Origin of the sequence: Pseudoteredinibacter isoporae (assembly GCF_040372805.1) — a bacterium.
Lineage (GTDB): Bacteria > Pseudomonadota > Gammaproteobacteria > Pseudomonadales > Cellvibrionaceae > Pseudoteredinibacter > Pseudoteredinibacter isoporae_A.
The window spans coordinates 147,670-162,535 of the sequence record NZ_BAABWJ010000003.1 but is presented as its reverse complement, the minus strand read 5'-3'; the positions used below and the strand labels follow the sequence as shown (position 1 = coordinate 162,535).

The window sequence follows — 14,866 nt, the reverse complement described above, 5'->3', positions numbered from 1 at the left end:
ATAGAGAATCGTATGTTAATTGGTAGCGATAAAATGATAGCGGTTGTGGGCCTTGGGCTCACCGGGCTGTCCTATGCCCGCTACCTGGAGTCGCAAGGCATCGCCTTTGTGGTGATGGATACGCGCAAACAGCCACCAATGCTCAATCGCTTTGAAGAAGAATTTGCACAAAGCCAATACCTGCGCGCTTTGCATCTTGATGGTTTGCATCAGGACAGTTTGATGGCCGCCAGTGAGATTTTGCTGAGTCCGGGCTTTCCGATGGCTGACCCTGCTTTGCAGGATGCCATCGCTGCTGGAATAAAAGTGCATGGTGATATGTCAGTGTTTGCTGAACAGTGTGAAGGCGACATTGTGGCCATCACCGGTTCGAATGCAAAAAGCACGGTAACGGCTTGGTTGGGGCATATGGCCCAGAAGGCTGGCATTGAATTTGGTGTGGGCGGCAATATCGGTACGCCGGTACTGTCTCTGCTCAATGAGCCTAAAAAGTCTTTGTACATCCTTGAACTGTCGAGCTTTCAGTTGGAAGCGACGCCCCAGTTGGGCGCCAAGGTGGCCAGTATTCTAAATATCAGTGCTGATCATCAAGACCGCTATGAGGGAATGGCGGCCTATCACCAGACTAAACAAAAGGTATATCGTGGGGCGAAGCATGTCGTGTTTAATCGCCATGATCCGCTGACCCAGCCTCTGTTGGCTGAAGGTGTTCAGCAGGTGAGCTTCGGATTGAATGAGCCCGACCTCGGGCAATACGGCGTTCGCCAGCGTGACGGTGTGGAATACCTCGCGAAAGGACTGGATCTATTGTTGCCCGTTGCGAGTTTGTCTCTGGCAGGGCAGCACAATGTGCAGAATGCATTGGCGGCTTTGGCATTAGGTGAATCCGCAGGTTTGGAACAACGGGCAATGTTGGAGGCTTTGCAGGATTTTCCTGGCTTGGCTCATCGCTGTGAATTTGTCGCTTCCGTGGCGGGCGTCGATTTTATTAATGATTCCAAAGGCACCAATACGGGTGCCAGCGTGGCTGCTTTGGATGGCTTGGGGCAACAGCAAAAGCTGGTGTTGATCGCAGGCGGCGTAGGTAAAGGAGCAGAATTTAAAGAACTGCGCCCCGCCATCAATAAGCATTGTCGAGCGTTGGTATGTATCGGTGAAGATGGCGAGCGCATTGCTGCGGCCATGAGTGGTCTGAATATCAAGATCGAGCAAGCCGAAAGCATGTCGCAGGCGGTTCAGCAGGCCTTTAACTTGGCACAAGTTGGCGATGCGGTTTTGTTGTCTCCAGCGTGTGCCAGCTTTGATATGTTTGCAAATTTCGAAGCGCGCGGTGATGCCTTTAAGAACGCGGTGAAGGAGGTGAGCCATGGCTGAATTAGCTGCGGTCAAACTGCCTGAAAAACGCCGCCCGAAAAAAGCGCAAAAGGCAAACAGTGCCTATGCGAGTCCAAACCTGAGCATTATTGATTGGCCATTACTTACCATATTGTGGGCGATTGTTTCCTGCGGAATTATTTTGGTTGCTTCATCTTCTGTCAGTATTGCTGACAGCCAGTTTTCTGACAGCCTGCATTTTGCCAAACGCCACAGCATTTACATCGTGTTGGGTATGATTGGTGCTTGCTTTGTTGCTGCGTTGCCCAGCCAATTATGGCGCCGTTATGGTCCATTGTTTTTATTATTGGCCTTGGTGTTATTAACCTTGGTTTTGGTGCCGGGCCTGGGTAAGCGAGTGAATGGTTCTCAGCGCTGGTTCAATTTAGGTTTTATCACAGTTCAGGCATCTGAGATCGTGAAGTTCTGTGTGATCGTTTTCTTTGCCAGCTATCTGAGTCGCCGTCAGATCGATTTGTTAAATGGCTGGCGTGGTTTCGCCATTTCCATTGCCAGCATTGTGTTAATTGCTGTCTTGCTCATTCTTGAGCCGGATTTTGGCAGCACGGTGGTCATTACAGTGACGGCGATGTCGATGTTGTTTTTGGCGGGCGTCCGCTTGCATCAGTTCCTGCTGTTGGTGGTATTGGGGGCAGGTTCTTTGGCGGCTTTGGCGATGGCGAGCCCGTACCGTCTGCAACGGTTAGTGAGTTATCTGGACCCTTGGGCCGACCAATACGGCGGTGGTTATCAGTTAACCCAGTCACTGATTGCTTTTGGCCGAGGCGAATGGTTTGGCATGGGTTTGGGCAACAGTATTCAAAAACTGTTTTATCTTCCGGAAGCCCATACGGATTTTATCTTTGCCATTATGGCAGAAGAATTCGGTTTATTCGGTGTGCTGTTCATACTGGGCTTGTTTGTCGCTTTCATTGCGAGAATTTTACGAATCTCCCGTCGAGCGATGGCCGCCGATGACAAGTTTGCTGCTTTGGCCTGTTTTGGTGTTGCTGCCATGTTTTCCACCCAGGTGTTAATTAATGTCGGTGTGGCCTCCGGTTTTCTGCCTACCAAAGGGCTGACGCTGCCTTTTGTAAGTTGGGGCGGCAGCAGTTTGATCGCGAACTTTGCCCTGATTGGTTTTATTTTGCGTTTGGACTGGGAATTGCGTCGCGATGCCTTGGTAAAGCCGAAGGTCAAACGTATGCCGCGTAAAAAGAACAATGCAAGCGAGGAGTTGGCCGCATGAGCGAACAAACTGCCAGCTTAGCTGGGCATTGTTATTTGATTATGGCTGGTGGTACCGGTGGCCATGTGATTCCTGCGCTGACTGTCGCTAAGGAGCTGCAGAGTCGTGGTGCGGATATTCAGTGGCTGGGTACCCGTAAAGGTATCGAAGCCAAGCTGGTTCCTGCTGCCGGTTTTGAATTGCATTTCATGGATGTGGAAGGGGTGCGTGGAAAAGGTCTTGCGAGCTTATTGAAAGCTCCATTCCTGATTAACAAGGCCATTGCCCAGGCAGCCAAAGTGATTCGACGTCTGCAACCCAATGCCGTTTTAGGTATGGGGGGGTTTGCTTCGGGCCCGGGTGGTATTGCGGCTCGACTGGCCGGAGTCCCTTTGGTTATACACGAACAAAATGCGGTTGCAGGTACGACCAATCGTTTGCTGTCTCGCTTGGCGGCAAAACGAAAGCTGGTTGCTTTCCCTGGTGCGCTGAGCGACGCAGAGCATACCGGCAATCCTATTCGCTCGGAGGTCAGTGCGCTATGGCAGGACGACGCTCGTATCGCAGATCGCCTGGCGAAAAATGAGCCTCCACGACTGTTGGTGTTGGGTGGCAGCATGGGGGCGTTGGCAATCAATCAAATGATGCCGCTGGCCTTGAGAACAATGGACGAATCGCATCGCCCACAAGTATGGCATCAGTGTGGTGAGCGCCACTTGTCGCTTTGCCGGGAGGCCTACCAGAGCGCCAATATTGATGCGAGAGTCGATGCATTTATTGATGATATGGCCTCCGCTTACGCTTGGGCGGATTTTATTGTTTGCCGAGCGGGAGCGTTGACGGTGTCGGAAATTGCGGCCGTAGGTATTGCAGCCCTGTTTATTCCGTTTCCGCACGCCATCGATGACCATCAGACTAAAAACGCGCAATGGTTACTTGAGGCTGGTGCCGCAAAAATTGTGCAGCAAAATGAACTTGACGAAAAAAAGCTGGCAGAGCTGTTGAACGAATTATTATCAGATCGCGAAACTTTGTTGGACATGGCCACTAAGGGCCGAGCATTGGCCAGTCCCAATGCAACAGAGCGCGTTGCTGATGTGTGTGTGGAGGCCGGACATGGCTGATTATGTAATCGATATTCCTGAAATGCGCCGAATTCGTCGCATTCATTTTATTGGAATTGGCGGTGCGGGAATGAGCGGCATCGCAGAGGTATTACTGAACCAGAAATATGAAATTTCCGGTTCGGATATCCGCGAATCCGGAAACACGGTTCGCCTGCAAGCGATGGGTGCCGAAATTTTCATTGGGCATGAAGCAGAGAATATTGCCGGTGTTGATGTGGTGGTGAATTCTACGGCGATTGATGAACAAAACCCGGAAATTATCGCAGCTCGGGCCCAACGAATTCCAATTGTACGTCGAGCAGAAATGTTGGGTGAACTGATGCGTTACCGCCATGGCATTGCCGTAGCCGGTACACACGGTAAAACGACCACCACAAGTTTGATTGCCTCGGTACTGGCCGCTGGCGACAAAGATCCGACGTTTGTGATCGGGGGGCTGCTGAATAGTGCTGGTAGTAATGCCAAATTGGGTGCCAGCCGTTATCTGGTGGCAGAGGCGGATGAAAGTGATGCGTCGTTTTTGCACTTGCAGCCGATGGTGGCCATCGTCACGAATATTGATGCGGATCATATGGAGACGTATGAGGGTGACTTCTCCAAATTGAAACACACCTTTATTGAGTTTCTTCACAATCTACCCTTTTACGGTTTAGCGGTGGTCTGTGGTGACGACCCGGTAGTCAATGAAATTTTGCCTGAAATTTCGCGTCCGGTATTGTCTTATGGTTTGTCGGAACATAATGATTTTTATGCATACGATATCAAGCAAGAAGGCATGCTGAGCCACTTTAAAGTTCGTCGTCCAGGTGTGGAAGATGATCTCGCGGTCAGCGTGGCCATGCCGGGTTTGCACAATGTTTTGAACGCAACGGCGGCGATCGCGGTTGCGAGCGATGAGGGGGTTGACGATAAAGCCATTCAAACGGGCTTGGCTCAGTTTGAAGGAGTTGGACGTCGCTTTCAGGTCTACGGCGATATTGAAGTGGGCGGTGGCAGTGCCATGTTGGTGGATGATTACGGTCATCACCCAACGGAGGTTGCGGCAACGATTAAGGCTGTGCGCGAAGGCTGGCCCGAGCGCCGTTTGCTGATGGTGTATCAGCCGCACCGTTATTCTCGTACTCGCGATTTGTATGAAGATTTTGTTGAAGTGCTGTCCGGTGTGGACGCGCTGGTATTACTTGAAGTGTATAGCGCAGGTGAAACACCGGTGCCTGGAGCGGATGGTCGCAGCCTGTGTCGCAGTATTCGCACGCGCGGGGCCGTTGACCCGGTGTTTGCTGCAGAGGTCGAACAGGTGCCGGAAGTTTTGGCGAATCTGGTTCGCCCTGGCGACATTGTGATTACCCAGGGAGCTGGCAATGTCGGTGCTCTGGCGACCACGTTGGCAACAACCGCCTTTGGGCGCAAATAACGCTTATTGAGTTGGGATTGATGAACAAAATGAGCACAGAAATACTGAATGATAAGCAAGCGTTGAAAAAGGCCTTATCCAATTTGGGGCGTGTGGCGGTTTTGCTGGGCGGTGAATCCGCCGAACGTGAGGTGTCCTTACAGAGTGGTCAGGCAATTCTCGACGCATTACAGAAAGTGTCGGTAGATGCTTTTGCGATGGATATCGGTGCGAACGCCGTTGAGATGCTGGAAGCTGAGCGCCCAGACCATGCATTTATTGCCTTGCATGGTGGGGCTGGTGAAGACGGGCGCATACAAGCTCTACTGGGGTACTTGGGTATTCCTTTTACTGGCAGTGGAGTCAACGCGTCGGCGCACGCGATGGATAAATTACGCTGCAAATACTTATGGCGTGGCATGGGCTTGAGTACACCTGATTTTCACGTGCTGACAGCGAACAGCGATTGGGAGCGCATCATTACGGAGCTTGGGGGAGCTGTCATGGTGAAGCCGGCGAGTGAAGGTTCGAGCATCGGCATGGCGCCAGCCTACAATGCGGTCGAGTTTCAGGAAGCCTATGAGAATGCCTCGAAATATGATCGCTGTGTGATTGCTGAACGTTTGATGCGCGGTGCTGAATACACGGTTACGGTGCTTTCCGACGAAGTTTTGCCACCGATTAAATTGGAAACTGACAATCAGTTTTACGATTACGATGCAAAGTATATTTCTGAGGAAACTCGCTATTTATGCCCATGTGGTTTACCAGCGGATAAAGAAGAAGAATTGAAGTTGCTGGCCAAACAAGCTTTTGACAGTTTGGATTGCAAAGATTGGGGGCGCGTGGATGTAATGGCTGACGAGGACGGAAACTTCTATTTATTGGAAGTGAATACCGTTCCCGGCATGACCAGCCACAGTCTGGTGCCGATGGCCGCCAAGGCGGCAGGCAAGGATTTCGAGCATCTGGTGGCGCAAATTTTATATAGCAGCTTGCTCGCGCATTCGGAATAGGTGGCGTAGTGAGTCAGGCGCGCAGAGGTGCGGTGAGAAAGCCCCGGGCTGAAGTAAAGCCCAAGCGTGAAGTTCGTTGGGCTTATTACAGCAGTGTCGTCTTGCTGATTGCTTTGTTGGCTGCGCTGGTGAGTTATGGTCGCCAACCGTTGTTGGAAATGGTTGACCGGCCGGTTGCGAAGGTTGCGATTGAAGGTGAGTTTCGCTACCTGAAAAAAGCAGCTTTAAGCCACAAGGTAAAACCGCTGATTGATCGCAGCTTTTTACAGCTGCAATTGGCCAGCATTAAGAGTGAGTTGGAAGCAGAGCCTTGGGTGGCCCGAGTAGTATTGAGCCGAAATTGGCCAGACCAGCTTACGGTGAAAGTGTTTGAAGAAGTGCCGATTGCACGTTGGGATGATTACGGTTTTCTGAGTGCAAATGGTGAGGTAGTACGTGCAGAAGATGCTCGTGAGCTGCTGAAAGAGTTGCCAAAGTTACATGGCCCAGAGGAATCTTCAGCGTTGGTGATGAGCAGCTTTAAACGCTTTAACCAACTGTTGTCGGCCTATGATTTGGTCGTGACGGAATTGTCGGCAAATGATCGGATGTCTTGGCAGTTAACGTTGGACAACGGTTGGTTGCTGGAGTTAGGGCGCGATCAGCTGGTGGAAAAAGTACAGCGTATGCTGGCCGTTTATCCAGAGACGCTAAAAGAAAAAGCAGCGCAGATTGAAGCCGTAGATTTACGCTATGAGAACGGATTTTCTGTGAGTTGGCGTGAGCCGATAAATGAACTGGCGGTAGCGCCATCACAACATTGATTTGAAAGTGGTCTGTAGACCAACAGGGGATAATAAATGGCAGGTTCAAGCGAAAACAAAATGATTGTTGGCTTGGATATTGGCACCTCAAAAGTGGTCGCCATTGTTGGCGAGATTGGTGTCGATGGCCAGTTGGAAGTGGTTGGCATTGGCTCTCACCGCTCGAATGGTTTGAAAAAAGGTGTGGTTGTCAATATCGAGTCCACTGTGCAATCGATTCAGCGTGCCGTTGAAGAGGCCGAGTTAATGGCCGGTTGTCAGATTCATTCTGTATACGCAGGTATCGCTGGGAGCCATATTCGCAGCATGAATTCCCATGGAATTGTAGCGATCAAAGATCGTGAAGTGTTCAGTCAGGATGTTGATCGCGTGATCGATGCCGCGCAGGCGGTGGCTATCCCGGCGGACCAGAAAATCCTGCATATCTTGCCTCAGGAATACCTGATTGATGAGCAAGAAGGCGTGAAAGAACCAATGGGGATGTCCGGTGTGCGCCTGGAAGCCAAAGTGCATTTGGTGACGTGTGCCCAGAACGCGGCCCAAAATATTGAGAAATGTATTCGCCGCTGTGGTCTGGAAGTTGAAGATATTATTTTGGAACAGCTGGCGTCTTCCTACTCTGTATTGACTGAGGATGAAAAAGAGCTGGGTGTTTGCTTGGTCGACATCGGTGGCGGCACTACGGATATCGCAATTTTCACCGAAGGGTCGATTCGTCATACCGGTGTGATTCCGATTGCGGGCGACCAAGTGACTAACGACATTGCAATGGCTTTGCGTACACCGACACCGCATGCGGAAGAAATCAAAATCAAATACGCCTGTGCTCTGGCAAAACTTACTGGAGCGGATGAAACCATTAAAGTGCCAAGTGTTGGGGATCGTGATCCTCGTGACTTATCTCGACAAGCCCTGGCGGAAGTGGTTGAACCACGCTACGACGAGTTATTCACTCTGGTTCAGGCTGAACTGCGTCGCAGTGGTTATGAAGATCTGGTCGCTGCGGGCATTGTATTAACGGGCGGCACTTCGAAGATGGAAGGTGTTGTCGAATTGGCCGAAGAGATTTTTCACATGCCGGTGCGTTTAGGTGCACCGCAGAACGTGACCGGCCTGAGCGATATTGTGAATAATCCGATTTATTCAACAGGCGTAGGCTTATTGAATTATGGGGTTAATCAACAGCAGGAGGGAAAAGCTGCGAACTACAGTAGTAAGGATGCTCCCATGTCGATATGGGAAAAATTTAAAAATTTATTTTAGTGCTGAATGTCAGCCAGACCATGTTTTAAAAGTGTTACTGAGGAAAAACAAAGGGGAAAATCATGTTTGAACTCGTCGATAGTGTACCGCAGAGTGCGGTAATTAAAGTTGTTGGTGTCGGTGGTGGCGGTGGTAATGCCGTTAAGCACATGATCGCCAATCATGTTGATGGTGTAGAGTTTGTGTGTGCAAATACTGACGCGCAAGCTTTGAAAGATGTCGAAACGGGTACGGTACTGCAACTGGGCAATGGTTTGACCAAAGGCTTGGGTGCAGGTGCCAATCCAGAAGTTGGTCGCCAGGCCGCCGTTGAAGATCGTGAGCGCATCGCTGATGTGATCAGTGGCGCAGATATGGTCTTTATTACTGCCGGTATGGGCGGTGGTACGGGAACCGGCGCTGCACCGGTTGTTGCCGAAGTTGCTCGCGAGCTGGGTATTCTTACGGTTGCAGTTGTGACCAAGCCCTTCCCGTTTGAGGGGCGTAAGCGCATTACTGTAGCGGACCAGGGTATTAAAGAATTGCAGGAGTGTGTTGATTCTTTGATTACCATTCCAAATGAAAAGTTGTTGGCCGTTTTGGGTAGCACGACTTCATTGCTGGACGCGTTCAAAGCAGCGAACGATGTGCTGTTGGGTGCGGTTCAAGGTATTGCTGATTTGATTATCCGTCCGGGTATGATCAACGTGGACTTCGCTGATGTTCGCACCGTGATGTCTGAAATGGGCATGGCAATGATGGGAACTGGCCACGCAACGGGTGAAAACCGTGCACGTGAAGCGGCTGAAGCCGCAATTCGTTCTCCGTTGTTGGAAGATGTGAACCTGCAGGGCGCTCGCGGTATTCTGGTGAATATCACCGCCGGTATGGATTTGTCCTTGGGTGAGTTTACCGAAGTGGGTGATACCGTCGAAGAGTTTGCTTCTGCCGATGCAACGGTTGTCGTGGGAACTGTTATCGATCCTGAGATGTCAGAAGAGCTGCGCGTTACAGTCGTGGCTACCGGATTAGGTGCGGCAGCCCAGGCAGCCAAGCCGGCAGAGACCAAAGTTGTGGTGGATAATACCCGTCGTCCTAATGGTCAGCCTAATTACGCAGAACTGGATAAGCCAACCGCCATGAGGCAACGAGCGGCTGCTCAACCCGTGTCGGCTGATGCGAATCCTCTGACGGAAGAAAAGGATATGGAATATCTGGATATTCCAGCATTCTTGCGCCGTCAGGCAGACTGAAACAACTGAGCGTGTGTCAAAGTCCTGTTTAAATTTTAAACAGGTTTGCTTTGAGTGATGAACTTGGTAGCCATATTGTGTAGCTGCGCCAGAGTTTCGCCCTCTATTTGGGTGAGGAATGGCGCCAGGTATGGTTTTCTGTTAGTATGCGCCCCTTTTAGGGCCAGTGTGAGACGGTAGACCTATATGATCAAACAGCGGACGCTAAAAAATGCAATTCGTGCCACCGGGGTTGGTTTGCATACCGGGGAGAAAATCTTCCTGACATTGTTACCGGCACCCATTGATACGGGGATTGTATTTCGACGGGTTGATTTGGACCCGGTCGTTGAAATAGAAGCGAAAGCTGAGAATGTCGGGGATACCACCTTATCGACCACACTGGTTAAAGACAGTGTAAGAGTCTCGACAGTAGAGCATTTGCTCTCCGCCATGGCCGGCCTTGGTATTGATAATGCCATTGTCGAAGTGAGCGCCGCCGAGGTACCTATTATGGACGGCAGTGCCGGTCCATTCGTGTTTCTCTTACAGTCTGCTGGTGTTGCCGAGCAGAATGCCGCTAAAAAGTTTATCCGCATTAAAAGACCTGTGACTGTGACTGAGGGAGACAAAACGGCCAGTTTCCTTCCCTTTGATGGCTTTAAGGTCTCCTTTAGTATCGATTTCGATCACCCGGTCTTTAAAGGCCACACGCTCGACGCCTCGGTGGATTTCTCCAGCACATCTTTTGTGAAAGAAGTCAGCCGGGCGCGTACGTTCGGTTTTATGCATGAAATTGAATATCTGCGCTCCAAAGGCCTTGCCAAAGGTGGCAGTGTGGATAACGCCATTGTGGTTGATGAGTATCGCATCCTGAATGAAGATGGCTTGCGCTACGAAGACGAATTTGTAAAGCATAAGGTTTTAGACGCCATTGGCGACCTCTACCTGTTAGGCAACAGCCTGATTGGTGAGTTTAAAGCCCATAAATCCGGCCATGCCCTCAATAACAAGTCCTTGCGCCAGTTGATGGAGCAAGATGATGCATGGGAAGTAGTGACATTTGAAGATGAAACCACGGCGCCGATTTCCTATATGAAGCCGGTCATGTCGTTTTAATTGTTTTGTGCTGAAAATCACAGTATGAGGGTGTCTAATTCGCAATGATGCCCCCGCATTTTTGACATAAATCGCTATTTCTTTATTATCAAATAGGAATTAGTGGGGTTCTTAGCCTAAACTTGTTGTAATACCTAGCAAATGGATGGCAGGCCCAAACCTTTTCTCTAGTGGTCGTTCCGTAATGGGAGTCGACAGAGAAGGTTGATAGAACGAAGCAGTGCGCAAGCAATAAGTAGAAGAATAGGGCTTTGCCCATTGCGTGTGGAGTATTGTCTTCCACGCCGAGGTGGTTTCACCAGTTTTATTTATCTCAGGGTCGTTTGCCTGCCAATGAGAGCGGGTAAGGGCTTTGTTTTACGTTCAGATCTTGAAATTGAACACTAATAAAAAGCGGCTTTTGGCCGTAAAACAAGATGATAGATAGTGTTTTTGACGTAGCGGCTTAGATGTATGAAAGTTATTCTGGTCAGCAAGAATCATGGCAGCACGCGCAGCTTTACCGTTGGTGCGTGGAGTGTTGCGCTATTGTCTTTGTGTTTGTTGGGCATGCCCGCTACCGTGGGTGGCTACTGGCTATGGCAAGCCAGCCAGATGAGCCCAGAAAATGAATTCCTCAGTGCCGATTCCCGCCGAGCCTGGCAAAAAGAACTCGTAAAGCAGAAACAAGATATTGAAGAAGCTGGTCGTGATGCGCGTGAAAAAGTCGCAGCACTGACCTTGCGTATGGCAGAGCTTCAGGCCCGCTTGCTGCGCCTGGATGCATTGGGCGAGCGCCTGACCAGCATTGCCAAGCTGGATAAGGGTGAATTCGATTTCAGTCGCGCTCCTGCTGTGGGTGGCCCTGAGTCAACGGCGATTGGCGAAGCTTATCAACCCCCCCAGTTTATTGATGCTATCGATCAGCTCAGTCATCAGATTGAAGATCGTGAACAGCAGCTGGAAATTCTCGACGCCTTGATGGCCAAACGTAAAATTGAAAAAGACATCTTTCTGGCTGGACGCCCGGTCACCAAAGGTTGGATGTCCTCGCGCTTTGGTCGTCGTACTGACCCGTTCAATGGCAAAGTAGCTTGGCACAATGGCGTCGACTTTGCTGGCAAGATGGGCTCTCCGGTTATTTCTGTGGCAGCGGGTGTGATCACTTGGGCCAGTGAGCGTTCTGGTTACGGTCAGTTGGTTGAAATTAACCATGGCGAAGGTTTCTCAACCCGTTATGGTCACAACAGCGATATCAAAGTTAAGGTTGGCGATGTGGTGAAAAAAGGCCACGTCATCGCCGCCATGGGTACCAGCGGTCGTTCCACTGGCCCTCACGTGCATTTCGAAGTATATAAGAACGGTCGAGCGGTCGATCCGGCCTCCTATATTCACCGAACCCACCGATAGCACCTTCCCTCGAACAAGATAAACCCGAGCTTGCGCCCGCAGGCCGCTTGCGGTTTACTTGGCACCTTTTTGAATTTGCCGCGCTGAGCGGCTTTAAACTGAGACTTTTTGCCCCCATATGAAGGGGACATCCGTAGGAATTGGTAAACAACATGATAGGCAAGCTGGTTAGAGCGGTATTTGGCACCAAAAACAGCCGCGAATTGAAGCGCATGGGCAAATTGGTTAAGAAGATCAATGCGTTTGAGGAAAGTATGCAGGCCCTCAGCGATGCTGAGATCAAGGAGAAAACGGCGAGCTTTAAAGAGCGTGTGGCCGAGGGTGAAACCTTGAATGCGATCCTGCCTGAAGCCTTTGCTCTAGTACGCGAAGCCGGCCATCGTGTCATGGGTATGCGTCACTTCGATGTACAGATGATTGGTGGGATCACCCTCCATGAGGGCCGTATTGCGGAGATGCGCACAGGTGAGGGTAAAACCCTTGTAGCGACTTTGCCTGCTTATTTGAATGCCTTGTCTGGCTTGGGTGTGCACATTGTTACGGTGAACGATTACTTGGCCAGCCGCGACGCCAATTGGATGCGCCCTCTTTATGAAGCCTTGGGTTTGACGGTGGGTGTGATTCATTCCCAGCAAGACCCACAAGATAAGTATGATGCGTACCGCGCTGATATTACCTATGGCACCAACAATGAGTTTGGTTTCGACTACCTGCGCGACAATATGGCCTTGCGTAGAGAAGATAAGGCCCAGCGTCCTCTTAACTTTGCCGTAGTGGATGAGGTGGATTCGATTCTGATTGATGAAGCGCGTACGCCATTGATTATTTCAGGTGCCGCGGAAGACAGTTCAGAATTGTATCGCCGAATGAACCAGTTGATCCCTCAGCTGGAAACCGAGACGCACTACACCTTGGATGAAAAGTCCCGCCAGGTTGAGCTGACCGAAACGGGTCATCAATTGGTCGAAGACTTATTGATTAAAGAGCGTCTGCTGTCCGAAGATGAAAGCCTGTACGCCGCGAACAATCTTGCCCTATTGCATCATGTGCATTCGGCAATGAAAGCCCATATGCTGTTTCAGAAAGACGTTGACTATATTGTTCAGCACAATGAAGTGGTCCTGATTGATGAGCACACCGGTCGTACTATGCACGGGCGACGTCTCTCAGAAGGTTTGCACCAGGCTTTGGAGGCCAAAGAAGGAGTTACGATCCAGCAGGAAAGCCAGACCCTGGCATCGACCACATTCCAGAACTATTTCCGTATTTACCAGAAACTTTCCGGTATGACCGGTACTGCGGATACTGAAGCCTTCGAATTCCGCCAGATTTATGGTCTGGATGTAGTGGTTATCCCTACAAACAAAGAAATTCAGCGTAAGGACTTGAACGACCTGGTTTATATGACCACGGAAGAAAAGTTCGACGCGATAGTGGAAGATATTAAGGATTGTCAGGAGCGCAATGCACCGGTACTGGTTGGTACTGCTTCAATTGAATCCTCGGAAGAAATGTCCAAGCGCCTGAAGAAATCCGGTATTGAACACAAAGTTCTTAACGCGAAATTTCACCAGCAGGAAGCAGAGATTGTGGCTCAGGCCGGGCGCCCGGGGCATGTCACGATTGCCACCAATATGGCCGGCCGTGGTACCGACATTGTGTTGGGTGGTAATTGGGAAGCTGAGCTGGCTCAATTGGATAACCCGAGCGAATCCGACATCGATAAAGTGAAAACGGATTGGGAAGGACGTCATCAAGCCGTATTGGACGCTGGTGGTTTGCATATTCTGTGTACCGAACGTCATGAATCCCGTCGTATCGACAATCAGCTTCGTGGTCGTGCGGGTCGTCAGGGTGATCCGGGTTTCTCACGCTTCTACTTGTCTCTGGAAGACAATCTGATGCGCATTTTCGTTTCCGATCGTTTGCGTGGTTTTATGCAGGCCATGGATATGGAAAAAGGTGAGGCCATCGAACACAAGATGATGACCAATGCCATTGAAAAAGCCCAGCGTAAAGTAGAAGGACGCAACTTCGATATCCGTAAGCAATTGCTGGAATTTGATGATGTGGCTAATGATCAGCGTCAGGTGGTGTACAACCAGCGCAATGAGCTGCTTGAAACCGAAGATATCGCTGAAACGGTTACGGCAATTCGTGCGGATGTTATCCATGATGTTGTGGCTGATTTTATTCCGCCCATGAGTGTGGAAGAGCAGTGGGATGTGCCCGGTCTGGAGCAGCATATTCACAATGAGTTTGGTGTTGAGCTGCCCTTGCAAGCTTGGTTGGATGAAGACAACCATATGGATGAAGAGCAGCTTCGCGATCGTATTACAGAAGAACTGCAGACGGTTTATGGTGAAAAGTGCGAGCGTGTGGGCGAAGCCATGCGCGATATTGAGCGCCAAGTAATGCTGCAAGTTCTGGACGTCTTGTGGAAAGAGCATTTGGCCAACATGGATCATCTGCGTCAGGGCATTGGCTTACGCGCCTATGCCCAGAAAAATCCAAAGCAGGAATACAAGCGTGAGTCCTTCGAAATGTTCGAGACAATGCTGAATAACTTGAAGCATGAAGTGATTCGAGTCTTGTTCCGTGTTGAGCCGATGAGTGAAGAACAAGTTGCTGAAATGGAGCGTCAGCGACTCGAGGCCCTGAAGCAGCAGGCGATGGAACTGGAGCATGCTTCCGCGTCCGCATTGGAAGAGGAAACAGAATTCGATCCTGAAGAGGCCGAGACTCCTTATGTTCGCCAGGGGGCGAAAGTGGGCCGCAATGATCCTTGTCCGTGTGGCTCAGGTAAGAAGTTTAAGCAGTGCCACGGTAAATTAAGCTAGGTATCCTGGCGTCACTGTGGTCGACAGGTTCTTGGCCACAGTTCTTGTACGATTGAAAGGCAGCATTGGGAGATCTATGCTGCCTTTTTTCTTTCTTTTGCCA

Annotated in this window: 11 protein-coding genes; all 11 read left to right on the top strand. The window is 50.4% G+C overall.

The annotated features are described in order from the left end of the window. The first annotated feature begins 12 nt into the window (after positions 1-12). The 11 genes from murD (at position 13) to secA (ending at position 14,763) form a co-directional block, all read left to right on the top strand. The gene (murD, locus tag ABWW03_RS08815) at positions 13-1,374 is read left to right on the top strand and encodes a UDP-N-acetylmuramoyl-L-alanine--D-glutamate ligase (RefSeq protein WP_353407736.1); all 1,362 of its coding nucleotides are present in this window, start codon (positions 13-15) and stop codon (positions 1,372-1,374) included. After that, on the top strand, positions 1,367-2,623 hold the full coding sequence (gene ftsW, locus ABWW03_RS08810) for a putative lipid II flippase FtsW (RefSeq protein ID WP_353407734.1): 1,257 nt from the start codon (positions 1,367-1,369) through the stop codon (positions 2,621-2,623). Before murD ends, ftsW begins: the two co-directional genes overlap by 8 nt. Continuing rightward, the gene (murG, locus tag ABWW03_RS08805; RefSeq protein ID WP_353407733.1) at positions 2,620-3,726 is read left to right on the top strand and encodes an undecaprenyldiphospho-muramoylpentapeptide beta-N-acetylglucosaminyltransferase; all 1,107 of its coding nucleotides are present in this window, start codon (positions 2,620-2,622) and stop codon (positions 3,724-3,726) included. Before ftsW ends, murG begins: the two co-directional genes overlap by 4 nt. Further along, positions 3,719-5,143 (top strand): UDP-N-acetylmuramate--L-alanine ligase, encoded by a 1,425-nt coding sequence (gene murC, locus ABWW03_RS08800; RefSeq protein ID WP_353407732.1) that lies wholly within the window; start codon positions 3,719-3,721, stop codon positions 5,141-5,143. Before murG ends, murC begins: the two co-directional genes overlap by 8 nt. Positions 5,144-5,172: 29 nt before the next feature. After that, a complete protein-coding gene (locus tag ABWW03_RS08795; protein ID WP_353407731.1) occupies positions 5,173-6,138 on the top strand; it encodes a D-alanine--D-alanine ligase in 966 nt (321 codons plus the stop codon). A gap of 8 nt (positions 6,139-6,146) precedes the next feature. Next, positions 6,147-6,941, top strand: a complete 795-nt coding sequence (locus tag ABWW03_RS08790; RefSeq protein WP_353407730.1) for a cell division protein FtsQ/DivIB — start codon at positions 6,147-6,149, stop codon at positions 6,939-6,941. Positions 6,942-6,977: 36 nt separating this feature from the next. After that, a complete protein-coding gene (ftsA, locus tag ABWW03_RS08785) occupies positions 6,978-8,204 on the top strand; it encodes a cell division protein FtsA (RefSeq protein WP_353407729.1) in 1,227 nt (408 codons plus the stop codon). A gap of 62 nt (positions 8,205-8,266) precedes the next feature. After that, positions 8,267-9,436 (top strand): cell division protein FtsZ, encoded by a 1,170-nt coding sequence (gene ftsZ / locus ABWW03_RS08780; RefSeq protein ID WP_353407728.1) that lies wholly within the window; start codon positions 8,267-8,269, stop codon positions 9,434-9,436. Between the two features lie 186 nt (positions 9,437-9,622). After that, on the top strand, positions 9,623-10,534 hold the full coding sequence (gene lpxC, locus ABWW03_RS08775) for a UDP-3-O-acyl-N-acetylglucosamine deacetylase (protein ID WP_353407727.1): 912 nt from the start codon (positions 9,623-9,625) through the stop codon (positions 10,532-10,534). Positions 10,535-10,987: 453 nt separating this feature from the next. Next, positions 10,988-11,923 (top strand): M23 family metallopeptidase, encoded by a 936-nt coding sequence (locus ABWW03_RS08770; protein WP_353407726.1) that lies wholly within the window; start codon positions 10,988-10,990, stop codon positions 11,921-11,923. A gap of 152 nt (positions 11,924-12,075) precedes the next feature. Then, positions 12,076-14,763 carry a preprotein translocase subunit SecA gene (gene secA, locus ABWW03_RS08765; RefSeq protein ID WP_353407725.1) on the top strand — a complete coding sequence of 896 codons (2,688 nt, stop codon included), beginning with the start codon at positions 12,076-12,078 and terminating at the stop codon, positions 14,761-14,763. Positions 14,764-14,866 lie beyond the last annotated feature (103 nt).

Excerpts from the sequence above, each read along its gene's own strand:
- murD (WP_353407736.1), top strand. The coding sequence starts at position 13 with ATGTTAATTGGTAGCGATAAAATGATAGCGGTTGTGGGCCTTGGGCTC.
- ftsW (WP_353407734.1), top strand. The coding sequence starts at position 1,367 with ATGGCTGAATTAGCTGCGGTCAAACTGCCTGAAAAACGCCGCCCGAAA.
- murG (WP_353407733.1), top strand. The coding sequence starts at position 2,620 with ATGAGCGAACAAACTGCCAGCTTAGCTGGGCATTGTTATTTGATTATG.
- murC (WP_353407732.1), top strand. The coding sequence starts at position 3,719 with ATGGCTGATTATGTAATCGATATTCCTGAAATGCGCCGAATTCGTCGC.
- ABWW03_RS08795 (WP_353407731.1), top strand. The coding sequence starts at position 5,173 with ATGAGCACAGAAATACTGAATGATAAGCAAGCGTTGAAAAAGGCCTTA.
- ftsA (WP_353407729.1), top strand. The coding sequence starts at position 6,978 with ATGGCAGGTTCAAGCGAAAACAAAATGATTGTTGGCTTGGATATTGGC.
- ftsZ (WP_353407728.1), top strand. The coding sequence starts at position 8,267 with ATGTTTGAACTCGTCGATAGTGTACCGCAGAGTGCGGTAATTAAAGTT.
- lpxC (WP_353407727.1), top strand. The coding sequence starts at position 9,623 with ATGATCAAACAGCGGACGCTAAAAAATGCAATTCGTGCCACCGGGGTT.
- ABWW03_RS08770 (WP_353407726.1), top strand. The coding sequence starts at position 10,988 with ATGAAAGTTATTCTGGTCAGCAAGAATCATGGCAGCACGCGCAGCTTT.
- secA (WP_353407725.1), top strand. The coding sequence starts at position 12,076 with ATGATAGGCAAGCTGGTTAGAGCGGTATTTGGCACCAAAAACAGCCGC.